Below are 25169 nucleotides of genomic sequence, written 5' to 3'. Positions count from 1 at the left end.
CACTAGAATGGCATCACACATAGGCATCTACTCAATATAAATTCTCTTATACCTACTACCGAGACTAGTCAATACCTCATACCCTATAGTACCTATAATACTCGCTATTTTATCGGGCGTGCAATAATTTCCGATAATTTCTGCTTCCTGCCCTAGAAAAATATCAAGCGGTGGTAGATCGGTAACATCGATATTGATCAAATCCATCGATATTCGCCCTACTATGGGAACGCTGCGACCATTAATAAATACTTCACCTTGATTGCTAAAATTACGACTAAACCCATCAGCATAACCAAGCGGTAACGTTGCAATAACACTATCACGCTTAGTTGTAAAAGTCATATTATAACCGATATGGCTATCTAGTGTCAAATTCTGTAAATGAATTATCGGAGCTTTTAAGGTTACGGGATTTTTCATTACAGGATTAAGTCCATATAAAGCAGCACCTGGTCTTGCTAAATCAAAATGATAATCCTGCCCTAAAAATATGCCGCCGGAATTAGCAAGGCTTGCTTTGACGTTTGGGAAATATTGTAAATAAGCTTTAAATATGTTTAATTGCTCTAGATTATAAGGATTATCTATTTCTTCAGAGATAGCTAGATGGCTTATAATATATTGTAAATCTAGCCCTTTTAATAAATCACGATCATTAATTAGCTGCTCTATCTCATCAGAGCTTAAGCCAAGACGATTAATACCCGTATTGAAATGTAGATAACAAGGTAATAATCTATGTTTCAAATTACTAAATTTTTGCCAAATTTCTATTTGTTTTAAGTTATTTAGAACAGGGGTTAAATTATATTCTATAAGCTCTAAAGCATCATGTTCAAAAACGCCGTTAAGAACTAAAATATCAACATCTAACCCTAAAGCTTTGCGTAAATTCACTCCCTCCTCGCTTGTGGCTACAAAAAAATACCTACAATTTTCTTTTATTAAAGCTTTAGAAATTTGCACTGCTCCAAGACCGTAACCGTTAGCTTTAACTGCAGCACCGACTAATGAGGTTTTACAAATACCTTGTAATAAAAGATAATTATTTTTTATTGCAGATATATTTATCTCTAGAGTACACAAGCTCATAGTATAGTTCTTAACTCTTTTACTTTTACGATAATTGGTATTACCGCTATTATACGAAATTTTGGAGGTAAGTCACCTACTTCTATAGTATCGGTAACAAAAATATTATCTATTATCGAATTTTCAATTTGATCTTTAGAACCGGCAGCAAGCACAGCATGAGTTATAAAAGCACAAACCGAAAAAGCCGCATGTTCTTTGAAAATATTGCTGCTTTTATGATTGTTTCAACGCTATCTATAATATTATCAAGTAATATGCAATTTTTACCCTCTACATTACCTGTTATTAATATCATCTCGCAATTATTATTTATAGCCCTTTTTTTGTTGATATAAGCTGAATCTGTATTTAATAAATTACTAATTTTTTAAACACAATTGATACTTCCTTTATCAGGTACAACTATAACGAAATTGCTATAAGTTCTTAAAAATGGGATATATAAATTTATAGGTTCAAGATTAGAAACAGGAATATTAAAAAATTTCTCTATTTTTCGGAATGTAAATTAATAGTAACTACATGGTTTACTTCGAGCTTCTCTAAAAAATCTGCTATTAACTTAGCAGGAATGATATTTTGAGAATTTATACTATCTTGCCTTGCATAACTGAAATAAGGCATTACTAGAATTATTCGACTTGCTGCCTCTTGTGTTTGCTGCATCTACTAGCAAAAACAGCTCAATTAAGCGATCATTAACGGGCTTTGATGTGGATTGTATGATGATTACATCTTCATTATGAAACGATTCTTGAATTTCTACTTTTATTTTGGAATCATTGAAATAGGTAATTCTCGGCTCAATCTATTTAATATGCCGATTTGGGATGAACAATCAATCGCCTTTAGTCGAATGTAAGATATAATGAAGTTGCCTTGGCGACGATTTGTTGTCAAAATTTTCTTTGTATTTATACATTCAGTATGTTAATATCAATATAATTATAATCGGATTTTATTCGTTACCAATCTAATTATTTTATAACTAAAAACTGTAAATTTTATGTTAAGTAAACTAAATAAGCCTGCTTTATTTGCTTTAATATTTTATCCTATTTTTATTATATCTCTTGTAGTGAAATATTCGTTTAATTATGGGATAGGACGAACTGAAGTTATTTTTATAATTGCTAGTTATTATATTAATAATATTACCGTTGGGATTGGTTTGCATAGGTTATGGTCTCATAATGCATATAAAATAAATAAATGTGCCGAGTTTGTCTTAATTATGCTGTCTGCAGGAACATTACAAGGACCGGCTTTATCTTGGGCATCGAATCATTATAAACATCATGCTAAAACAGATACAGATCAAGACCCGCATAGCCCTTTAAAGTTTGATAGTAAGGTTTTAGGTTTTCTTTGGTCTCATATAGGATGGATGCTGGTCGGAAGCGGTAGCTATAAGTCTATTGATCGCATTACTTGGGCTAAGCACGGGAAAAACAATTTATTAAAATGGCAGCTAAAATATTATTGGCAAATAGCAGCTTTTATGAATATCGTCGTGCCTTTATTTATCGGTTACTTAGTCGATGGTACTATACAATCGGCATATGCAGGATTTGTATTTATGGGACTTGGTAGATTCCTGCAGCAGCAAGCAACATTCTGTGTTAATTCTTTATGTCACTTTGCCGGTAGTAAAAAATATTACAAAGGCACTGCCGGAGATATTTGGTGGATGGCATTATTCTTACTAGGTGAAAATTGGCACAATTACCATCATGCTTTCCCTTCAGATTATCGTAACGGTGCAAAATGGTATCATCTTGACGTTCACAAATGGATAATATTTTTAATGAGTAAAATAGGTTTAGCTTCAGAACTTGAACGTACTACAAAAGTACGTATACAGGCAAAAATGCAAGAAACTTTAAGCTATCTTAGTGAAAAACAAAAGCAAAAATTGACTTTAATGCAAGCTAAAATAGATCATTTATTAGAAAATCTATGCTTAAAAATTAAAGAGCTAGAAGAATCATCGATTACTATTAAAGGACAATTTAAAAAATCTTTTGTGGAAATACAAGAATCACTTAAAATTTTAGCAGAGCAAATAAGTTCTGCAACGCAAATAACAGAAAAACCTTCGGAAAAATTACTAAAAATAGTTAATAAAAAAATTATTGATGCTGAACAATCTATTTATAGGCTGTATAATCAATTCAATACCTTAAAGGTATCTAGTTAGGTATTATTAAATAAGGATTAAATATCATTATTGCGAGCGAGTCTTGTTGCGTGGATCGGCAAGAACACTGTGTGTCGTTCCCCGCGTAGGCGGGAATGCAGTAAAACCTACAAAAAAAACTTGTTTTTGTAGGTTTATTTTGTCAAATTAAGATTATTTTTGGATTCCTGCTTTCACAGGAGTGACATAGATGTCCATACAACAACGTCTCCTAGCAATGACGGATAAGCTGCTCCACACAACAATACATTTTTGTAATGATACAAACTATCATTTTTTACTTAACAACGTCTCTAATTAGTTTCAATTTGAATGATAAAAATTTTAGGTATAGAATCAAGCTGTGATGATACAGCTGTTTCTATAATCACCGAAAATCGAGAAATCTTATCTAATATAATCATTTCGCAAAATACAGAACATGCAGTTTTTGGAGGGGTAGTACCTGAAATTGCTGCACGTTCTCACTTATCGAATTTAGATAAAGCATTAACAAATGTTTTAAAAGAGAGCAACACTAAATTAATAGAAATTAGTGCAATTGCTGCAACTTCCGGTCCTGGCTTAATCGGCGGTGTTATAGTCGGTTCAATGTTTGCAAGATCGCTAAGCAGTACTTTAAAAAAACCATTTATTGCAATTAATCATTTAGAAGGTCATGCCTTAACCGCAAGGCTAACTGATAATATCCCTTATCCTTATCTACTCTTGTTAGCTTCGGGTGGACATTGCCAATTTGTAGCGGTCCTAGGGCTTGGAAAATATAAAATATTAGGATCTACTATAGATGATGCCGTAGGTGAAACCTTTGACAAAGTAGCAAAAATGCTAAACTTAGCATTTCCTGGCGGACCTGAAATTGAGCAAAAAGCAAAACTTGGCGATCCTCATAAATATAAATTTCCAAAACCTATAATTAACAGCGGTAATTGCAATATGTCCTTTTCAGGGCTTAAAACTGCCGTGCGTACTTTAATAATGAATTTGCAAGAAATTAATTATAACGAATGTAATCATTTAGAAAGCGTCAGACAAGATGAAGTTCAGGAAGAGTTTGCACAGCGTACAAAAGTACATGAGCACAGGCGAAAACTGCAAAATTCGCTTGTATCAAGCTTTCTAAATGATTCTGTAATTAATGATATAGCGGCAAGTTTTCAGTTCACCATAGGAGAAATTCTAAGTAGTAAGGTACAGGATGCTATTAGAGCATATGAACAAATAACAAATAATTTTGATAAGAAGAATATAATTATTGCCGGCGGTGTTGCTGCTAATAAATATTTACAAGAAATATTAAGTAATTGTGCTAAAACATATGGTTATCAGCTTATTTATCCACCTATCCATTTATGTACCGATAATGCTGCAATGATTGCATATGCAGGGCTTGAGCGTTACAATAATAAGTTATTTACTCCTTTGAATTTCTGTCCAAAAGCTAGATGGAGTTTAGAGGATATTAGTAAATAAATTTTAATATTGACACTTCTTAATTTAGTAGTATGATAGATTATTATCATGTTTCATGGTAATAATCTACATAAAAAAGAGGTAAGTTTATGAGCAATAATAATCGTGAAAACATATACAAAGCATTTCATTGTATTTCAGAAGCAGCCAATTCTGCCTATTCAGCCATAAATCATTTTTTAGCACTACCTAATGTATTTAATAAATATCCTACTTTTATTTCTTACATTTTTTCTAAAACAGCAAAATTAGACTCTAATATAACCAGTATAATTCAAAATGGTGTTATTATATATGAGATATCAACAACCTTAATAAGTGCTGTAAATACTTTTTATAAAGATAAAAAACTAGTTGATGAAATATTAAAAGACGGACAAAATGCTATTAATAAGCTTATTGAAACAACAACCTATGTATCGCCAATAGTGGCAGATATTACAACTTCTTACTTAGTGGATCCGTATAAAGAAGAAAAAGCACTATTATTTGACTTACAAATTCCTAACTCTACTAGTGATGATTGTTATAAATTATCAGGTACTGAAAGTGTAACATTAACTGAAATTGAATGTTATTGACTCTAAATTGACACGAATTATGGATAAAGATTTATCCATAATTCGGTAAGTAATATTTCTTGTTTATATCAAGTTATCGTACATGCTTATAGTGCTTTTCCTATAGATTTTCAGCCCGTACAAAAAACTGTTCAAGGAGTAGTGTCAACATATGTGGATGGTGGAGTTACGAATAATTACCAGGTTTAGGTGTTTGATGATAAAGCTGCGGTACGAAGCCTTCCTCAAACAGGTAATAAAAATTATAAAACTCTTGGGTTTAAACCAATCAATAAGGAAATATTAGAAGCTTATCAGAATGCCACAGAACCTAAACCGTTTTTGATACTACTACTGCTTTGGATCAACTATATGAATTAGCTGAAGTTCTCACAAGCTCTGACTTGATAAGTTGTTTTCAGAGTCATGATAGCACAGTTTTTATTGATGATCATAATATATCAGCTTTAAGTTTTGATATCACAGCTGAACAAAAAGAAGCATTAATAAATTCATGTTATTCTACAACTTGTGACTATGTGACGAGAATGGAGAATATAATGCTTGCAGGACTAGCAGTAAACGATTCTAATGATAGCCTTGTATTATAACAATGCGAGTTGATAACCCACTATTCGCTTTAATCATATTGACTTGTTTAAAGTTTTGCTTAGAATCATCTTGGAACAGCTAAGGTTGTTCTGGGGTGTAGAAACCTCCATCAACAGGTGGTAAAACCACTGTTAAATTGGTTTATTCCTCGATATTTTACGGTCTGGGAGGTAGTAGTCATATTCAGGGCTTAGAGTATAACTTTAAGCCTAAACACTGCTCAGCTGTTCTTGTTGACGATGTTTCTAACTCCCTGATCACCAATTTCTTGTTGATCAAACTTGAATTATTTAAGTTTAATCAGCAGAACGAAGCGATTATGAACACTAAAACACCAAAATAAAAAATGGCTATCATTGAGCCGTATCTAGATTTTATTATTAAAGACAAAAATTTATTACGTGAAATTTATCCGAATGGTATAAATAAGGAATTAAAAATAGAACTTATTTTAGATAAAAAACCTTACACATCATATTCTTAGTACAAATTAATCAGAAATTTATTCACATTACCATATCGAAAATTGTACTTATAATTGATAAATAACTTTTAAAAGCATCTCTTGGCTTACTTCGTTCAATTATTCTTGGCACTTTATTATATCTAAATCAATTAATTTTTAATAATGATATTATTATTTGTAATATCTCCTATTTGTTTATCGATTGTTAGTAAAGCAGCTTTATCCGTCTCCTAGCTTTTGTATCTTCTCAAATAAAACATCCAATATCTTCTTATTAGTATTGAAAGCACTTTCTACGTCTTTTAGGGAGTTTTCAATATTTTGTTTTTTTATGGTTATTATTTTTAAAAACTCTTCTTGTTTTTTTGCAATAAATCAAATATTTCTTTAGAATTTTCTGTATCTTTGCTTGATATGCTTGGAAGCCGTATCTCCGTCATTGTTAATGTGATTAATAAGCTCAAGAGGCATTCTAGAAATAAGCATTTTACAAACTGTTTTCATGCCTTTTTTAGCTGCTGTAATTAATGTATTTTCAGAATACCTATCAATAAACATAAATATTATCATCGGACGTTCTAGGAATAAGCATTTCGCAAGCTTTTCCAAAATCTTTAGAGGCAAGTAATGTTAAATACGTTTTGCCTTTTTGCTCACCGGATAAAATATATTTTTCAATAATATTGATAGCGTCATTAGACATTTTTGAAATGAGTATCTCACTAACTTCTTCTAAACATTGTTCAATAGCAAAATGTAGAAGAGTATTATGAGAAGCATTAGCCTTGTTGAATAACTCAGTATTTTTTTATCTTTTCAATTAATTTTTTGGCTTCTATTGTATTTCTTTCTTTTATTGCTTTTGTTAATATGCCGATTTGGGATGAACAATCAATCGCCTTTAGTCGAATGTAAGATATAATGAAGTTGCCTTGGCGACGAATTTATAAAGAGATATGAGAAGTTATAGAAAAAAATAGCCATATCCAGTATGATTTAAAAGTACACAATATGTGGGTACCAAAGTATAGCAAGAGTGTATTAATGTGAAAGGTAGCGAAGAGAGATCTAGAGATTTATTTAGGAGTATTTGTATGGAACATGAAGTACAGATAATTTCAGGCAAAGTAGCTTGTGATCATGTTCATATGTTTATCTAGTATAGACCGCAAATAACACCTAGCAAACTTGTGCAGTATTGAAAATGCAGTAGCTCAAGAATATTATTGCAAGAATTTGCTTATTTGAGAAAGCAGTATTGGGGCAATCATTTTTGGGCTAGAGGTTATATGGCAGTTAATTTGGGTAATATTACTGATGAAATGATACAGCAGTATATTGATGAGCAAGAAGGTGCAACTATTAATGATGACCTATTTCTAATCGATTACACTTCTATTTATAACATCTCAGCTTATAGCCGAGAGTTGTTTAGTATTTCATGCTATAGCTAAACGAGATACAAGTAACTTATTACTACTGCATGCTAAGATCTTCATGGAGATAATGTTTTAAAGTGCTTGAGTCCCGTGGCTTAACCCATAGATCTCGATGTCATTCCTGCAAAAGCGGGAATCAAGTTAAAAATAATAATATTATTAGTATTGTTATTATTTCCTAGATACCGTCGTCAATCCACGGTATGATACAATAGAAGACTGGATTCCCGCTTTCGCGTTGATGACATCGAATCATACAAAATGATACATTTAAGAACGACTTTCTAATTTTTGTATTAGTGACTCAAATCCTTGATTTTTTAAAGTATCAGTAAACTCGTCTTGTTGAGCCCCAATAAGACTTACACCTTCCGTAATTATATCAGAAACTTTAAAAACATCTTTTCCGTTCCCTTTCATTTCACGTACAAGATATTCTACTTTAATAGGGTCTTGCTCTTTATTACTAATGATATTCATAGCAACCATAAAATCGGTCGAGCTTAAAGGACGAACTCCTACTATTTTAGGCCGTTCACCTTTATAATCTTTTATTAAATCAGTATAAGATTTAGTAACATATTTAGAGTAAACTTTGATGAATTCCTGAACCTGCTCACCTGATAAAGTTTTTATCCCGTTTCTACCTAATGTATATTTAGCCATCCAATCAAAATCTAGGTTCTGAGACATTAACTCACGTGCTTTAGCAATTTTTACTCGCTCAGATAGCTTACTATCGTTTAATATATTAGAAGCTTCATTTACTAAATTAATCACGTAATCATTCAAACCAGCAGGCACTTTCTCGCTAGAATAAGCGGAAAATGTCATAACTAATAAACATAAACCTGTAATAATTTTTTGCATATAATCCTCGTTAATTTAATTAATTCTTGGGTTTAGGACATTTAAAATTTTCAGGATATTGAACCGATGCTTCACGAACACGATGTAATGCTGATCTAATAGCCACATAAGGATCGGTAGAATTCTTCATCACATAATCACTAAACGGTAATACCACATATCGATCGTTTATTTTACTAACTGCTAGTACGCCTAAGTCAAAATCATGATGAGTATAGTACATTAATGGGTTAAGAGCATAATTAGTAACTACCGAATCTGTCATATCTCTTGCGTTAGTACTACCGATTATCGGCAATACTAAATAAGGACCTGGGGCAACTCCATAATATGCAAGGGTACTACCGAAAGTTTGACGTTCAGACGACAAACCTACTTTACCTGCAACATCAAATAAACCGCCTATGCCAAGCGTCGTATTAATGAGAAACCGCCAAACGCTTTTCATAGTTTTATCGTAATTTAACTGAAGCCCGTAATTTACTGCCGTAAGCGGTGTATCGACATTACTGACGAAACTATTAACGCGTGCTTTTACGTAATCATTCGTTATATTCTTATAACCTATAGCTAAAGGACGCAATATTATATGATCTACTACAGAATTAAATGCAAACACTTTACGGTTAAATTTTTCGTATGGATCATAAACGTCCAAGCAACCGTTTTCATTTCTTCCACCATTATAGTTATATATTTCATTATCAACATATTCAAAATCAGCTCTTACGAATAATGAGCATAGTATAATAAATAGTATAATTAAAATTCTCATTGATTTATGTTATTTTCTTACAAACAATAATACTATATTTATTGTTTTCCGCTAGTATTATTTCTTCCGAAGTGAATATAGTAAAATTATTTTTTTGTAAAAAATTATTTATTTCATTCAAGTTAAAAATAAATTCTTTGCGTTTTACTGAGAATTGCGTCTTCACTGCGTTCGGTAAACACAGGGCAAAATACCCTTGTTCACTAAGAGATGAGTATATTAAATTAAAATATTCTATTAAATTGTTAGTAAACGATAATCCGCAAAAACTAAAAATAATATCAAATTTATTAGAGTTTTGTTTTAAAAATTCATCGATAGCAATATTATATATTTGATCGTAAATTTTAGTGTTCGGGTAATATGTTTCTTGTAAATCATTCATTAAAGTAGAAATTTCTACACCGGTTAAAGTAAAACTTTCTGGAAAATGTTTTTGTATTTCATAACCTACCAGCCCTATATTACTTCCAAGTTCTAAAATAGAATAATTATCCGGTAAATCAGATATCTGCTTGAGTGTATCATTAACAAACCTATACGGGAGATGGATATTTTTATCGTTATTAAAAATAGTAGGATAATATTGTGCAGTTAAATCATGATATTTTTTCCAAATTTCTTGAGGTATTTCAGTAATATCGTTATAATTTTTCAAAAAATTTATAAATATAGCTTTATATTGTTCATTAGATTGTTCTAAATATTCTATAGCTTGTCTGTAATTATTTTTTAAAAAATAAACCAATCCGAGTTGATAATATACTTTAGAATCATTAGGATTAAAAAATTTATCGACTAGTTTAAACCTAAGCAATGCATCATTTAAATTACCTCTATATAAATGATCAAGTCCAAGCTGATAATTAGTTTCGGCTAAATGAGAAAATTTATATTTACAATCACTTATATAATTTCTAAATTCTAAAATTTTATTCTTAATAAAATTCGGTATATTTATTATAGTTAAGCAATAGGGTTTGATTTTTTCTTTTATTTTACCGAGCATAGTTTAATTACTAAATTAATATTACTGAGTATAATAAAGCATATCTTGATAAATTTTTAAATAAAATAATTTTATTGCGATTAAAATTGCTGTATTATCGCTTGTTATTAATGTCATTCCCGAGGAAGCGGGCATCCAGTACTTTAACTCGCTTTACTCTGGATTCCTGCTGTCGCAGGAATGACATCAAACTACCTCATTAATACGGACTCAAAATTATGTCAATTATTTCTACAAGGCTAAATTCTATAAAGCCGTCACCAACCCTTGCAGTTGTAAAGAAAACCCTTGAACTTAAAAAATCGGGAATTGATATTATTGCACTTGGTGCAGGTGAGCCTGATTTTGATACACCTGACAATATTAAGGAAGCGGCGATTAAAGCGATTCAAGACGGCTTTACTAAATATACTAACGTTGAGGGTATGCCTCTTTTAAAGCAAGCAATAAAAGACAAATTCAAACGTGAAAATAGTATAGATTACGAACTTGATGAAATAATAGTAAGTACCGGCGGTAAACAAGTTATATATAATTTATTTATGGCATCCTTAGATAAAGGGCATGAGGTAATTATTCCAGCACCCTATTGGGTTTCATATCCTGATATAGTTGCACTTAGCACAGGTACACCTGTTTTTGTAAATTGCGGAATTGAACATAACTTTAAATTAAGTGCAGAAGCTTTAGAACGTTCAATTACGGATAAAACTAAATGGCTTATTATTAACTCACCTAGTAATCCAACAGGTGCAAGCTATAACTTTGAAGAGCTAGAAAATATTGCTAAAGTTTTAAGAAAATATCCTCATGTGAACGTAATGTCCGATGATATTTATGAACATATTATTTTTGATGATTTTAAATTTTATACATTAGCCCAAATAGCACCTGATTTAAAAGAGAGAATATTTACCGTAAACGGAGTATCTAAAGCTTATTCTATGACAGGTTGGCGTATAGGCTACGGCGTGGGCTCTAAAACTTTAATTAAAGCAATGACTATTATTCAGTCTCAAAGTACTTCAAACCCTTGTTCAATAAGTCAAATGGCTGCTATTGAAGCATTAAACGGTCCTCAAGATTATATAAAGCCTAATGCCTTAAATTTTCAAAAAAAGCGTGATTTTGCTTTATCAATTTTGAAAAGAGTAAAATATTTTGAGTGCTATAAGCCGGAAGGTGCGTTTTACTTATTTGTTAAATGCGATAAAATATTGGGGCATAAAACTAGGTCAGGAAAAATAATTAGCAATAGTAATGATTTTGCCGAATATTTACTTGAAGAAGCAAAAGTTGCAGTGGTACCCGGTATCGCTTTCGGATTAGAGGGTTATTTTAGAATCTCTTATTCTACTTCTATGGAAGAGATAGAAGAAGCTTGTATGAGAATTGAGAGAGCTTGTAATGCTTTATAGTACTAAGCTTGTCATACCGCAGCTTGACCGCGGTATCTAAAAAAAATAATATTAACAATGTAAATCTTTATATGGATACCGCATTCAAGCCGCGGTATGACATCTGCAAAACACATCATGCGGAAAGTTTTTAAAAAATTTTTAAAAAATAATAAATACGTACTTAGTATAATTACTATTATACTATATTGGTATTTGCTTTTTGTTTATTTTACATCAAAACAAAAATTTATTTTTTACGATAACGGCAATAAGGAAAAATTCCTCAACGAACAAGGGGTAATCTTTGCATTTTGGCATAATATGCTTGCCTTAAGTCCGGCTATGTTTATAGGACATAGAAATATCTATGCATTAATATCACCGCATTTAGACGGTGCAATTTTAAACAATTTAGTAGAAAAATTCGGTTGCAGAGTGATAGTAGGTTCTACTAATAGAAATCCAATTGGAGCTTTACGTAATATTATAAGTAAGTTATCTCAAGGTGCAAATATAATAGTCACACCGGACGGTCCTAAAGGACCGATATATAAAGTAAATAGCGGCATTACCGAAATTGCTTATAGATATAACAAAAAACTTATGCCTATAGTCAGTTCCACTTCTAGATGTTTCAGGTTAAAAAGTTGGGATAAATTAATAATACCCCTACCGTTTGGTATCATTAAAATCATAGTTGGCTCACCTTTAGAACTCACAAATGATAAAATACAAAACCATATAAGCCTTGAACAACAACTAACAAGCTTAACAGAGAGCTTAAAGAAATGATGTTATTATATTATGCTTTAAGCTTTATATTATTGCCTGTTTATTTTATCATAATTATTATACGCTTATTAATAGGTAAAGAAGATATAAGACGCATCCAAGAACGTTTTGCTATAGGTAAGTATCGACAAGACAACTCCTTCTTAATATGGATCCATGCAGCTAGCGTCGGTGAGTCTATGGCAGCTTTAACATTAATATATAATATAAGTAAACGCTATCCTAAAATTCGTTTTTTAGTAACTTCTTGGACTAACAGCTCCGCTAAAATATTAACTGCCAAATTACCTAAAATAGCAGTTCACCAATTTTTACCGATAGATAATATTATTTTTACTCGAAAATTTTTAAAAAATTGGCAACCTAATTTAGGTATTTTTATAGAATCGGAATTATGGCCGTGTACTATTAATGAAGGAGCAAGGCAGTTTAAATTGCTGTTAGTTAATGCACGTATTTCCGATAAATCATTTAAAGCTTGGCTAAAAAGAAAAAGCTTCTTTCAGCTTATCATCAAACATTTTAGTAAAATTATTGTGCAAAGCGAGCGTGACTTACAAAAATTCAATGAACTTGGCGTATCAGATGCAATTAATTTAGGCAATATTAAATTTGCCAATGAAAAACTTCCAGTGAATCAAGAAGAGTTATCAAAATTAATCTCACATTTAGACAATAGACAAGTGTTGGTATTTGCTAGCACTCACCATGAAGATGAAGAGGTGATTTTACCAATAATCAAAAACCTACAAGAGCAGTGTTTAGATTGCTATATTATCCTAATTCCAAGACATCCCGAGCGAGTTAAATCCATTATCGATAATTGTAAATCACATAATTTATCCGCCACCGCTAAGTCACAAAATGATTTACCTGTTTTAAGCAATGATATTTATATAGTTGATAGATTCGGCGAAATGGGATTATTTTTTTCCGTAGCTACAATTTCTTTTATCGGCGGTTCTTTTAAACAAGGCGGACATAATATTTTAGAAGCGGCATATTTCTCTAATTGTATTATATTCGGTCCCGATATGAGTAAAAACACCGATATCGCTAAAGGCGTACTGCAAAATGAAGCAGCTATCCAAATCAAAAATGGTGAAGATTTACTCACCAAACTAACATATCTCCTTAACCCTAATAATTCTCTAGAACTTAAAGCTTATCGTGAAAAAGCTTTTAAATTTGTTGAGAATAACCAAAAAGTCCTAGATGAATATTTAAAGGTCATTACGAAGTTTCTGCCATAGCTAAGGTTAGTTAATAAAAGTAGAATTTTCAAAAATAAAATTTAACTTTTGATTGTTATATGATTAAATAGCTATTTAATCATGAAGGATATAATTATGCAAGATCCGGATACTATACGTCAAATTGTAAATAAACAGGCAACAGATCAAATCGAGGCAAGAGAAAGAAGACAAAAATACAAAAATTCATCTGATAGTGGAGAGGGCGAATTTTTAGGAGCCGTAATAATAATTACCGCTTATGTATTCTATAAAGCAGTGGAAGTGGTGCTAAAAGTTACAACTGCCGACAGTAAAATTTTGGTAAATGCTTATAAGATAAATACAGGAAAATAGAAGTTTTAGGTACCAATCCTGAAAGTAAAACAACCTATATAGCAAGGAATCCTACTCCTCACAGTACTTACTAGTACCACTGAATCTTTAGATTTTGCTGAGCAAGTTTCTCATAGTTCTAAAATATAAAAAGTTTAAAAATGAAGAAAACAAATTTTAGAAGATGAAAAAACCGGTGCTAAAATTCTTTTGACTGATTATAAGTTAACTACGGATAAAGTAGCAGTACTAGGACAGCGAGTTCACTAAAGACGGCAAAGAAAAATTTATATTTTCTGAACCTACTGAGCGTAAGATTATTACAATGAAATTTAAACATGAAGATGGGTTATAAATACGGTATCGCATTTGGCAGCAGTCTTCAATAATAAGCTTGTATTTAAGTTTATACAGCATTCAGAAGAATTATGCTACATGACACTACACAAGACACAGGAGAAACTTTTGATCTTTCGCTAGTTTTAAAAGATTCAGATGGGGAAAATTTTGATTCTGCTCATCTTAAAGATAAGTTATGATAGAGACGGAAAATTAAAATGGCTATCATCGTTACCCAATACTCCTATAATTTTTGAGAACCAACGGTATCCAGCATTAACTGTTTATAATGGTAAATTATATTCCATACCAGTAAGTAGCGGATACTATAAGTATTGAAATAAACTAGTACAACAAAATGCAGGTGGTGTAAACATACAGCACCTAGAACGCGAATTTACTATAGAACTTTTAGGAGATTAACGAGACACTGAGTGAATTCAAAAAGTACTAGATGTTATCCACACCACAGTAGAGATTTGTTGTATGAACCAAAAATCATCATTATGGGCAACTATAAGCTTTATTGCATGGCTTGCAAACCTACTCGATGTCATTCCCGCGAAAGCCGGAATCTAGACAAAAGCGAGGTAAAGCAAGCTTTTAATTTTAAAACTTGTTATATTTGTACTTCCTAATTACTGGATTCCAGCTTTTATCTTCGCGGGATGATAGGATGGAATTGTGTCTGCACAACAACGCATGCTCGCAATGATGACTTGGTATCCAAGTGGGAATGACATTGAATCTATGAAACAAACCACTTAACTTCGCGTAATAGCAGCTACTTCATCGACAAAGTTTTTTTCTTCGTGTTCTATACCTTCACCAAGTTCGTATCTAATAAATTTGGCGATTTTAATTTCTGCACCGAGTTCTTGTTCAGCATTTTTAATTACTTCCGCAACAGTAAGTTTAGGATCAAATAAAAAATTTTGCTGAAGCAATACAACTTCAGAGAAGAATTTACGTATTCTACCCTCTACCATTTTTTCTATAATATTATCAGGCTTTCCTTCTTCTTTAGATTTCTCAAAAAATACTTTTCTCTCACGCTCTACGAGTGCTTGATCCAAGCTTGAATCATCTATACTTTGTGGGTTATTTCCTGCTACATGAACAGCAATTTGTTTAGCTAAAGCTTCTAGCTTTGCTTTATCTTTTGCATTAGACACAAGACCTACTAATACGGAAATTTTGCCTAGATTCGGTACAACTTCATTATGTACGTACGAACCGATTGCTCCTTCGGATATCTCTAATATATCCATACGACGTAATGCTAAATTTTCACCTATTGTCGCGATATTTGCTATAATCTCTTCTTCAACTGATTTACCGCTTTGCATTTTAGATGTTTTTAGCGTGTCTATATTTTTTGCAATTACTGCAAGGTTTGCAATATCCTTAGCTAAATCCTGAAATCGCGCATTTCTAGCAACAAAATCCGTTTCGGAATTGACTTCAACCACCACTCCGGTAAGCCCATCAACTTTTACAGCCGTTAAACCTTCAGCAGCAATACGTCCGGCTTTTTTTGCTGCTACAGCTAAGCCTTTCTTACGCAAAAAATCTATAGCTTCTTCAAAATTACCGCTGGTTTCTATTAATGCTTTTTTGCAGTCCATCATACCTGCACCTGTTTTTTCTCTTAATTCTTTAACCGCTGCAGCACTTATATTTATTTCACTCATACCTTACTTTCTCCTTAATTATTATATTTGGCTTGTGGTTTGTATATACCTAATCGTCTGAACTATGGAAATCGCTCTTTATGTCATTCCCGCGAAAGCGGGAATCCAGTAAAACAGATAAAAATTTCTATCTTTTATTCTATAAAATTATATAGCGTCTATATTAATATTAACACTATTTTTCTGGATTCCAGCCTACGCAGGGATGACATCGAGTAGGTTCTTCAATCCATACAACAACATTTATGCATTATCAGCATTTTTATTTTCATCGGTATCATTTAATGCTTGCTCAAATTCTGTATTTGTCTCTTCATCAATATTTTTTGTTTTAGAGAATTTTTTAGCTTGTTTTAATTTAGAAACATTTTTAGAAATTAACGCATTATCTGTATGCTCATGCATAGCGCCCATATCAACCCCTGAAGCTTTCATTGATTCTTCAAGTCCTTGTAATGCTGCATCTGCAAATAAACGGCAATAAAGTCTTATTGACCTTATAGAATCGTCATTACCCGGAATCGGATAATCTACATTATCAGGATTAGAATTAGTATCTACTACTGCAACTATAGGCACATTCAGCTTTACTGCTTCATTAATTGCGATATGCTCTTTATTAGTATCAATCACTACTAGAAGATCAGGTTTAGAATTAAGATTTCTAATACCAGCAAGAGATAGAAGTAACTTCTCTTTCTTACGGCTCATATCGAGTATCTCTTTCTTAGTATAACCTATAAGTGCTTCTGCATTTTCTAAGGTTTTTTCTAACTTATTTAGTTTCTCTATTGAACCCGCAATAGTTTTCCAGTTAGTTAGCATACCGCCAAGCCATCTATGATTTACGTAATATTGTCCGCATTTTTCGGCGTATTCCGCTATAATATCACTAGCCTGTATTTTAGTACTTACAAATAATACTTTACCGTCTTTTTTTACGGTTTCATATATTGCATTCAAAGCAACACTCATTAAAGCGGCGCTTTGTCTTAAATCGATTATATGAACATCATCACGTTCACCATATATATAAGATGCCATTTTAGGATTCCAACGTGAGGTCTTATGACCGAAATGCACTCCTGCATCCAATAATTCTTTAATGTTAACAGATGATATGTTTGACATTTTTAAATTCTCCTGATTGTTAGTTTATACCTCCGTAAGATATTGTGTATATTTTTCATCCCGTGGCTTGACAACAGGATCCAAAAACAACCTATTACCATATATTTACTAGATGCCGTGATCAAGGAACTAGCATGACAGCTCTATACATGAACTAACATATATCTTACGTGCGAATTTTTTGCTTAATCGTCATTGTGAGCAGCAGTAGACTGCACGGCAATCTCATCCAATATCCTGAGATTGCTGCGTCAATTATTTTACACAATTTCCTCGCAATGACGTTCTACAATAGGCCTGCAAACTATATAAGTATATTGCATAATTTACAAGCTTTTATTCTTTTCGCCAAATAGTGGTACCATCAGATTTATCTTCTAGAATTATTTTTCCCTCTAATAACTGGTTACGAATTTGATCGGCTAATAACCAATTTTTTTGTTTTTTTGCTTCCAAACGCTTATTTACAAGCTCATTTATATAGAGTGAATCTACACCGCTATTAAACCACTCATGGGGAGTCTGATTCATTAAACCAATAAAATTAGCACAAGTAATAATAACAGAGGCATTAAGCTGTCTTTCTTTTTCAGTTTTAGCAATAAAAACACCTTTAGCATAGTCATTAATTATTTTAACGGCAAGCGGCGTATTCATGTCATCAAGTAAGCTTTGCATGAAATTGTGAGGTAAATCTATTTTTTGTACATTAATATTTTCTATGGCTCTATACCAATAATCTAAAGTCTTCTTAGCATCTTCTATAGCTTTATCATTATAATCAAGTGGACGCCTATAATGGCTACTTAATAAGAATAATCTTACTACCTCTCCTGAAATGTCCTTATCCATTAAATCCCTTACTGTAATAAAATTACCGAGAGATTTACTCATTTTCTCACCATTCACCGTTAGAAAGCCATTATGTACCCAATATTTAGCATAGGTAGAATCCGGAAAAGCACATCTACTTTGTGCAATTTCATTAGTATGATGCGGAAAGACTAAATCTGCTCCGCCACCGTGAATATCAAAATTCTCACCTAAATATTTATAGCTCATGGCTGAACATTCAATGTGCCATCCAGGGCGACCAAATCCCCAAGGACTTTCAAAATTCATATTTGTGGATTCATTTGGCTTTGCCGGTTTCCATAATACAAAATCCTGTGGATGATTTTTGGTTTTGCTCTTTTCTATACGCACTCCCTCAAACATTTCTTCTAAATTTCGGTTAGATAATTCCGTATAATTTGGAGCTGATAAAACATCAAAATAAACATGATTATCTGTAATATATGCATGATCTTTTGCTATTAAGCGCTCTATTATTTCGATCATTACATCAATATGCTCTGTAGCTTTCGGCTCAATATTCGGTAGCATGCAACCTAAATATGCCATATTTGTATGAAACTCTTGTGTAACTTTATCAGTCAACTCATTAATAGTAATGCCAAGTAGTTCAGCTCTATCAATAATTTTATCGTCAACATCGGTAATATTGCGTACATATTTTACTGCTCTACTGCCGAATATTTTTATAACTATACGATAAAGTAAATCATATACTACTACCGATCTACTATTGCCTATATGAGGATTATCATAAACAGTCGGTCCACACACATACATTTTTATGTTAGCTTGATCTTGAGGATTAAAAACCTCTTTAGTACGGCTAAGAGTGTTATACAAGTGCAATTGAATTTGCATATTTTATTTACCAAAAATTGAGATGCAATTAGTATGTGATGTATTAAACACATTTTAGTTTAAAAATCTATTAGTTAAACAAAACTAATAATTAATAATTTACATAAGTTAATAAATATTATATCACTCTTTAGTTTATATTAAAAAAAGATAATAGCTGATCGAGGTTTGAATGAAATTACAAAATTCCTACTCAAAAAAATATGTTTTAACTTTTTTCATGTCAACCTGTTTATTTACTAGTAGCTTTTTGAGTACAAGTACTAGAGCGGCAAGCTTTAAGGATTTAGTTAGTAAAACCCCGACATGGCAAAAGCACAATGCAAAACAGCAACAAAATATTTGGAAGGATTTTACTCCAAATGAAAAAATAAAAAAATGGCAAGAAGCAAACTTAATTCCTAGTTTTACTCAAGCACAAGATGATCTAGGAATACAGTATAAGGAAACAGATTTATCAAGCTTTTTAGATAATACTAGACATAAAGCAAGACAAGCAAGAGCTGAAATTTTATTATACATCCAAAGAATAAAACAACAGGATTTTGATACAAAAAAACAAGAATATATTAAGCAAGGCATAGTTCCTACATATATGGAAGCAGCAACAATTCTTGGAATAAGTTATGACCCTAGCAAAATATACGATAATGTAGAAAAAGATCAAAATGTACGTCGTGCAGAAAAAGACAAAAAAGCGTTAATCGATCTATATATTAGCTCAATAAAAAGAGATATTAAATACAGACATTATGTTAATAATCATATTATCCCTGAAATAAAAGAAGTAAAGACTGCTCTTAACATGGATAAAGATGATGCAGAATCTTTTGTTTTATCAATAAGAACTGAAATTATGGAAAACGCAAAGGAACAATATATAGCGGATAGACATATTCCTACAGAAAAAGAGTTAAAAAATAGGTTTGGTATATCTCGTGATGATAATAGAGATGCCTATATTAAGTCAATAAGACTTAAAGTTATGGACAAAGAAAAGCCGCAATATATAGCTGCTAATAGTATTCCTACAGAAAAAGAGCTAGAGCAGAAATTTGGTTGTGATAAAGGTGAGGCAACAAACTATATTGCATCAATAGCAACTCAGAAAATGCTTAATAAAAAAGCATATTATATAGATAATAATATTATCCCTGCAGTTGAAGAATTAAAGCAAGAATTTAGGATAGGGAAAATAAAAGCGAATTCTTATATACAGCAAATCACAGATGGAATAAATGCAAACCAGCTGTTAAATAACAATAATACTACTAAACCGTCTACCGTAGGCTCAACAAAAAAGATTGAGACCAAAAGTGATAATTGGTATATGTCAAATCAAGGTATAAACACTACAGAAACATCTTCGGTAGTTACCACGGGTAGAAAAGAGAAACAATCATATTATTTTGATCCTATAAGTACTTTTAAAGCTCACTTTAATAATAAAGAAAATAATGGTAATTTAACGCAGCCTCAACACAATATAAATAGAATAATACAACAAGAAGAAAATATTGAAGAATTTAAAAATCTTATTAAAACAGATCCTATAGCAGCATTAAATCTTACAGTAGATAGTAGTTATAAAAAAGAAGCAGTAACTAGTATATTAAGTGATTTTAATGATGATACTATTCAAAGGGTATTATTTAGCGACGATATGGGACAATTAGATTTCAAGACCAATATTGACGTTAAAAATAGACCTATTCTAAAAGCATTATTAGAAAATAGTTCTTCTGAAGAAAAAACTAAATTTGCTGAAAGAATTCAAGACTATGCAACGCGAAATATATCTAATAGTCAATTTGAAGAAAAGGCACGATTAGATCTTATCAAACTAGCAGCAAGTAAAGATAGGAGTCTAGTAGAAAAATTTTTAGCTCTGCAATTAGAGTTAAAAAATAAAATGCAATCACATATTGTAAAAAGCGAGTATATTTTAACGCCAAAAATAGTAGCAGAAATAAATATAGAACTAAAAAATCAAGGACTAATAATAGATAGTTTAACTAAAGACAATATGATTAAACTAGCCAAAGAAGTAAATAAACAAGCATTAAATTCAGCAATTAAAGTAATATTATCTGATAATAATACACTAAGCAATGAAACCAATAAAATTTTAGGATTAGCAGTAGGTAATAATGCAAATAATTTAGCACAAACACAAAGTGGTATGCCGAATCCACCACCTCTACCACTGAGTGGTGGTATTCCAAATCCGCCGCCTCTACCACTAAGTGGTGGTATTCCAAATCCGCCGCCTCTACCACTAAGTGGTGGTATTCCAAATCCGCCGCCTCTACCACTAAATGGGAGTATGCCACCACCTCCTCACTTAAATTCTCAAGGCTTTATTAGCAACTCGAACAATTTGGATTTAAATAAGTTACAAGCAGAATATTCTCACATACACTCATTATATACTCAGTTTATTCTTAATACTACTGTTCAACCAAAAGTGTTACCCCAACCTACAGCTTCTAGTGCAACCAGCACAGAAAGAAGTGAGCCAGAGACAGCTTATGCAAAATTATATGTAGAATATAGAACTGAGACAGGAGGTAAAAAAGCTTATGATTTACAGGATCAGCTTATAAAAAGACAAGCTGATCTTACAAATGTTATACGTCAAATATTAACCACATCATACGCCAACCAAGGAGCTGATGAAAAAACTCTTGTAAATGTATTTAGCATTTCAACCCCTGAAATCGAAGCAAAAGCTAAAGATGTTTTTAACAAACTTGTTCAAGACCCGTATATACAATATATAACCGTAAATGGTAAGAAAGCAACAACAAGCGAAGACATAATTAAAAATCTTTTCAATGAAGACACTGATGATGCTGTAAAACGTATTTTATTATCGTCATGCAAAATATCTGAAGAATTAAAGAAGCCTATTAAACATGAATTAAATCAATTAAAATTGATGAGAGAATTCGAGAGCAAAACAACTCTATTTGAACAATTAGAGTTTGCATATGCTAACGCAAAAAACTTAGATCAAGATATATTTGGCAATAAAGTTGAAGAGTTAATTAACAACCCTAAAACATTAACTACAGCACAACAAGCTACTTTTTTAATAACAGAAGATACCAACTTAAGAAAAACAATTGACACTGATCAAGCACAGGCTAAACTTGATGATTTAAGAAAAGCTATTTTAAGCACAATAAAACTTGAAGAATTAATTAAAGCAAATTTACCTCACAATGAGTTTATTGCGATAGTCAAGGAAAAAGAACCTGAATTATTAAAAGAGTTTTTAAAAGCTAATACTATCAAACTAGAAGGTAATAATAATTTAGATCAATTAAGATTAGTTTTGCCTTCATTTACATGTATGAGCGATGAACAGCTAAGAGTTCTTGCTAGTAAATTAAATATGACTATAATATTAAACGCTCTTAAAGAGTACTCACAAGTAAAAGCTAAAAAACACATCAATACCGGAAACATGCCACCGCCACCGCCACCGCCACCCTCCGGTTTAAAAGATGCGGAATTAGCTTATCTAACAACTTTAGGGATTACTAAAGATTGGATCAGTAGAATTGCTAGATTAAATGTAAAGACATCTACATCTACTTTTAAAACAACTCCAAAAATTTATAACTTTAGCTCAGATATAGCTGTAAGATATAAAGAATTTGCTTTATCAGGACAAAAATCAGCAGGACATAAAGCAAAATACTCTGATGCCGATTTGTTTCAAAAAGCTATAGTGGAATCAGTAGCATTTGAGCATTCAAAAAATTTATCTAAAGTTCATCAAAATAATACGTATTTTGCAAAAATCCAAGAAGCAATCGACACTATGCACTCTAGCTTTATAGGTCCTAGAACTGAAATAGGACAAGAAATACATAATATTTATACTTCTAAACTGTTGGCATTAACAAAAGATAAAGAATTTATTAAATATGTTGAAGATGATATTATACTTAGTAAAAAATTAACGGAGGCGTTTACTTCAGCTGATTCTGATTTTATAGGTCCTAGAACTGAAATAGGACAAGAAGTACATAATATTTATACACAGCAATTAGCAAAATATCCAGAAGAAACAGTAAAAGAGGCATTTAATACTGCTAACTCTGATTTTATAGGTCCTAGAACTGAAATAGGACAAGAAGTACATAATATTTATAAATCCAAACTTTTAGAGTTAGCAAAAGATAAAGAATTGTTTCTATGTGTTGAACAATTACTAGCAGAGTCTGCTGAACTAGAACAAAAATATGGTACTGATCTTCAATCAGAAAATAATAACCAGGAAAAGAAAGTAGGACGTTTAGATCCGAAACAATTACGATTATTCCTACAGGCAAACGAATCTGCAAATGACGAATCCTCAACAAAGGATAATACACAACCTGAAGATAGTAATAAAAAGTCAGAGGAATTCGATTCAGAAACCGCTTTATCACCTAGGTTACTGAGTTCTAACGATAGCAAAAATGATAAATCATCAGATAATATAGACTTAAGATCTAGTGATGAAGAAGATAAAGGATATGAAACTGATGAAGAATTAAAAGAAAGCAATAATACAACCAAAGAAGAATCACAAAAAGATATAGCTTTAGAAAGCGAGGATGAAGCTATCGATGTGTCATTCACAACTGAAGCAATCGCAGAACAAGATGAGGCAACACAGAGACAACAGGTATCTGATGACACCAGTAGGAAAGTAGCAATATTAGCTAAGGCAACTTCAACTCTTCACAAACCTGTTCACTATAATATTTTAAGTGATAGATTAAAGGTTTCTGCAATAGGTGCCGGTGATGAAGAACCAATTATCGCAAGAGGAGTATGGATTAGCGGCTTATACGGCATGAACAAACAAGGAACTTGGAAGAATATTCCAAAATATCAAGGTCGTACCACCGGCATAACTATCGGAGCTGATGTTGAATTTATCAATAGTCATGATGTGATCGGAATAGCTTATAGCCGTTTAGAATCTAAAATTAAATATAATAAAAAACTAGGAACAATAGCTGTTAACGGTCATCTTTTCAGCATTTACGGTCTAAAAGAACTCATTAAAGACTTATCGTTACATGCTATAACATCTTACGGTCATAATTATGTTAAGAATAAATCTAAAAATATTAATAATATAATTGGAAAATATCAAAACAATAATTTAAGTTTTGAAAGCTTGTTAAATTATAAATATCATACAAAATACGATTTACATTTTATTCCTAATATCGGTTTTAAATATGATTATTCAAGAGCTAGCAACTACAAAGAATATAATGTAGATATAGAAAATTTGATGATTCAAAAGAAATCAAATCAATTATTTGAAAGTAGTATTGGCGGTAAAATAGTGTTTAAACCTATAGCAACCATAAGTAATGTAGTATTAACACCGAGTTTGTATGGTAATATTGAGCGTCACTTCAATCATAAAAATACAAAAGTGAATGCAAAAGCAACTTTTAAAGGACAAATATTACAAGAAACAATTATTATACCGAAGCAACCTAAGCTTGGATATAATATAGGTAGTAATATGCTTATGAGCAGAAAAAATATAAATGTTCTACTTGAGTATAATTATTATACTCATAGAAAATATCAAAGCCATCAAGGACTTGTTAAGTTAAAAGTCAATTTGTAACTCAACCACTATAGGATTTTAGCTTATTAGTGGTTGAGTATACTGCAACACAAGTTGGAAATAAGCCATGGAACGGCAGCCATTATTAAACATTCAGCATCTGAGATGCCTATCAGTAAACAAATTTTAACCGCTAATTCAGTTCTTTTTTACTGCAAATTATGAGATTTTTTTGAAATATGAACAATATTTCCAGCAAAAATCTTATCAGTTTTTACTAAAAAAAGCCCTTTAATTATTAATTAAAACTAATTTACGGATATGCTCTGAGGACTTACAAAAACATTGTAGGCAATTTTTCAAGTTTTATCTTAGTATATTTTTCTTAATCTTCCTAACTTATCCGCTAATTGATGGCAACAATTATTTTTAAT

Annotated in this window: 22 protein-coding genes and 1 pseudogene; 12 read left to right on the top strand and 11 right to left on the bottom strand. The window is 31.6% G+C overall.

Features of this window, described 5'->3' with window-relative positions:
* Positions 1-27: 27 nt before the first annotated feature.
* From A1C_RS00665 to A1C_RS09055, 4 genes are all read right to left on the bottom strand, one after another.
* The gene (locus A1C_RS00665; RefSeq protein WP_012013349.1) at positions 28-1095 is read right to left on the bottom strand and encodes an alanine racemase; all 1068 of its coding nucleotides are present in this window, start codon (positions 1093-1095) and stop codon (positions 28-30) included.
* Complete coding sequence (locus tag A1C_RS08330; protein WP_012013348.1) at positions 1092-1250, bottom strand: hypothetical protein; 159 nt, start codon at positions 1248-1250, stop codon at positions 1092-1094. Before A1C_RS08330 ends, A1C_RS00665 begins: the two co-directional genes overlap by 4 nt.
* A gap of 337 nt (positions 1251-1587) precedes the next feature.
* A complete protein-coding gene (locus tag A1C_RS07985; protein ID WP_012013346.1) occupies positions 1588-1764 on the bottom strand; it encodes a ribose-phosphate pyrophosphokinase-like domain-containing protein in 177 nt (58 codons plus the stop codon).
* Positions 1691-1858, bottom strand: coding sequence for a ribose-phosphate pyrophosphokinase-like domain-containing protein (locus tag A1C_RS09055; protein ID WP_269479060.1), 168 nt, complete (start codon positions 1856-1858; stop codon positions 1691-1693). The genes A1C_RS07985 and A1C_RS09055 overlap by 74 nt, the downstream gene beginning before the upstream one ends.
* Positions 1859-2104: 246 nt before the next feature.
* Here A1C_RS09055 and A1C_RS00650 point away from each other — a divergent pair, with 246 nt between their 5' ends.
* The 6 genes from A1C_RS00650 to A1C_RS07970 all read left to right on the top strand — a co-directional run bounded on the left by A1C_RS00650 (position 2105) and on the right by A1C_RS07970 (position 6427).
* Complete coding sequence (locus A1C_RS00650; RefSeq protein WP_012013345.1) at positions 2105-3298, top strand: acyl-CoA desaturase; 1194 nt, start codon at positions 2105-2107, stop codon at positions 3296-3298.
* A gap of 312 nt (positions 3299-3610) precedes the next feature.
* Complete coding sequence (gene tsaD / locus A1C_RS00645) at positions 3611-4771, top strand: tRNA (adenosine(37)-N6)-threonylcarbamoyltransferase complex transferase subunit TsaD (protein ID WP_012013344.1); 1161 nt, start codon at positions 3611-3613, stop codon at positions 4769-4771.
* Between the two features lie 89 nt (positions 4772-4860).
* Positions 4861-5352, top strand: coding sequence for a DUF5424 family protein (locus tag A1C_RS00640; RefSeq protein WP_012013343.1), 492 nt, complete (start codon positions 4861-4863; stop codon positions 5350-5352).
* A gap of 189 nt (positions 5353-5541) precedes the next feature.
* Positions 5542-5712 carry a hypothetical protein gene (locus A1C_RS07975; RefSeq protein WP_012013342.1) on the top strand — a complete coding sequence of 57 codons (171 nt, stop codon included), beginning with the start codon at positions 5542-5544 and terminating at the stop codon, positions 5710-5712.
* Positions 5691-5942, top strand: coding sequence for a hypothetical protein (locus A1C_RS00630; RefSeq protein WP_012013341.1), 252 nt, complete (start codon positions 5691-5693; stop codon positions 5940-5942). Before A1C_RS07975 ends, A1C_RS00630 begins: the two co-directional genes overlap by 22 nt.
* Positions 5943-6289: 347 nt before the next feature.
* Positions 6290-6427, top strand: coding sequence for a hypothetical protein (locus tag A1C_RS07970; protein WP_012013340.1), 138 nt, complete (start codon positions 6290-6292; stop codon positions 6425-6427).
* Positions 6428-6956: 529 nt separating this feature from the next.
* Here the strand turns inward: A1C_RS07970 and A1C_RS07565 are convergent.
* On the bottom strand, positions 6957-7112 hold the full coding sequence (locus tag A1C_RS07565; protein WP_012013338.1) for a hypothetical protein: 156 nt from the start codon (positions 7110-7112) through the stop codon (positions 6957-6959).
* Positions 7113-7365: 253 nt separating this feature from the next.
* On the opposite strand from A1C_RS07565, the pseudogene tnpA reads away from it, so the two are divergent.
* A pseudogene (gene tnpA / locus A1C_RS06415) lies at positions 7366-7863 on the top strand (IS200/IS605 family transposase).
* Positions 7864-8118: 255 nt separating this feature from the next.
* Here tnpA and A1C_RS00615 read toward each other — a convergent pair.
* Genes A1C_RS00615 through A1C_RS00605 form a run of 3 tightly spaced genes read right to left on the bottom strand, consistent with a single transcriptional unit; the run spans position 8119 to position 10502 of the window.
* Positions 8119-8718 carry an MlaC/ttg2D family ABC transporter substrate-binding protein gene (locus tag A1C_RS00615; RefSeq protein WP_012013336.1) on the bottom strand — a complete coding sequence of 200 codons (600 nt, stop codon included), beginning with the start codon at positions 8716-8718 and terminating at the stop codon, positions 8119-8121.
* Between the two features lie 19 nt (positions 8719-8737).
* Positions 8738-9493: an MlaA family lipoprotein gene (locus A1C_RS00610; RefSeq protein WP_012013335.1), complete on the bottom strand. Its 756-nt coding sequence runs from the start codon at positions 9491-9493 to the stop codon at positions 8738-8740.
* A 4-nt stretch (positions 9494-9497) separates the two neighbouring features.
* Positions 9498-10502 carry a methyltransferase domain-containing protein gene (locus tag A1C_RS00605; RefSeq protein ID WP_012013334.1) on the bottom strand — a complete coding sequence of 335 codons (1005 nt, stop codon included), beginning with the start codon at positions 10500-10502 and terminating at the stop codon, positions 9498-9500.
* A 218-nt stretch (positions 10503-10720) separates the two neighbouring features.
* On the opposite strand from A1C_RS00605, the gene A1C_RS00600 reads away from it, so the two are divergent.
* From A1C_RS00600 to A1C_RS08325, 4 genes are all read left to right on the top strand, one after another.
* The gene (locus tag A1C_RS00600; protein ID WP_012013333.1) at positions 10721-11920 is read left to right on the top strand and encodes a pyridoxal phosphate-dependent aminotransferase; all 1200 of its coding nucleotides are present in this window, start codon (positions 10721-10723) and stop codon (positions 11918-11920) included.
* A gap of 117 nt (positions 11921-12037) precedes the next feature.
* On the top strand, positions 12038-12694 hold the full coding sequence (locus A1C_RS00595) for a lysophospholipid acyltransferase family protein (RefSeq protein WP_012013332.1): 657 nt from the start codon (positions 12038-12040) through the stop codon (positions 12692-12694).
* The gene (waaA, locus tag A1C_RS00590) at positions 12691-13947 is read left to right on the top strand and encodes a lipid IV(A) 3-deoxy-D-manno-octulosonic acid transferase (protein ID WP_012013331.1); all 1257 of its coding nucleotides are present in this window, start codon (positions 12691-12693) and stop codon (positions 13945-13947) included. Before A1C_RS00595 ends, waaA begins: the two co-directional genes overlap by 4 nt.
* Positions 13948-14043: 96 nt before the next feature.
* On the top strand, positions 14044-14283 hold the full coding sequence (locus A1C_RS08325) for a hypothetical protein (protein WP_012013330.1): 240 nt from the start codon (positions 14044-14046) through the stop codon (positions 14281-14283).
* 1082 nt (positions 14284-15365) lie between these two features.
* Here the strand turns inward: A1C_RS08325 and tsf are convergent.
* The 3 genes from tsf to cysS form a co-directional block, all read right to left on the bottom strand.
* Entirely contained in the window at positions 15366-16295 is a 930-nt protein-coding gene (gene tsf / locus A1C_RS00575; RefSeq protein WP_012013328.1) for a translation elongation factor Ts, read from the bottom strand.
* Between the two features lie 243 nt (positions 16296-16538).
* Positions 16539-17426, bottom strand: coding sequence for a 30S ribosomal protein S2 (rpsB, locus tag A1C_RS00570; RefSeq protein ID WP_012013327.1), 888 nt, complete (start codon positions 17424-17426; stop codon positions 16539-16541).
* Positions 17427-17762: 336 nt separating this feature from the next.
* Positions 17763-19142 carry a cysteine--tRNA ligase gene (gene cysS, locus A1C_RS00565; protein ID WP_012013326.1) on the bottom strand — a complete coding sequence of 460 codons (1380 nt, stop codon included), beginning with the start codon at positions 19140-19142 and terminating at the stop codon, positions 17763-17765.
* A 172-nt stretch (positions 19143-19314) separates the two neighbouring features.
* Here cysS and A1C_RS00560 point away from each other — a divergent pair, with 172 nt between their 5' ends.
* Positions 19315-24795 carry an autotransporter domain-containing protein gene (locus A1C_RS00560; RefSeq protein ID WP_088123962.1) on the top strand — a complete coding sequence of 1827 codons (5481 nt, stop codon included), beginning with the start codon at positions 19315-19317 and terminating at the stop codon, positions 24793-24795.
* The last annotated feature ends 374 nt before the right edge of the window (positions 24796-25169 follow it).

Source organism: Rickettsia akari str. Hartford (assembly GCF_000018205.1).
GTDB lineage: Bacteria > Pseudomonadota > Alphaproteobacteria > Rickettsiales > Rickettsiaceae > Rickettsia > Rickettsia akari.
The sequence above is the reverse complement of the archived record's forward strand: the minus strand, read 5'-3'. Positions and strand labels throughout refer to the sequence as shown.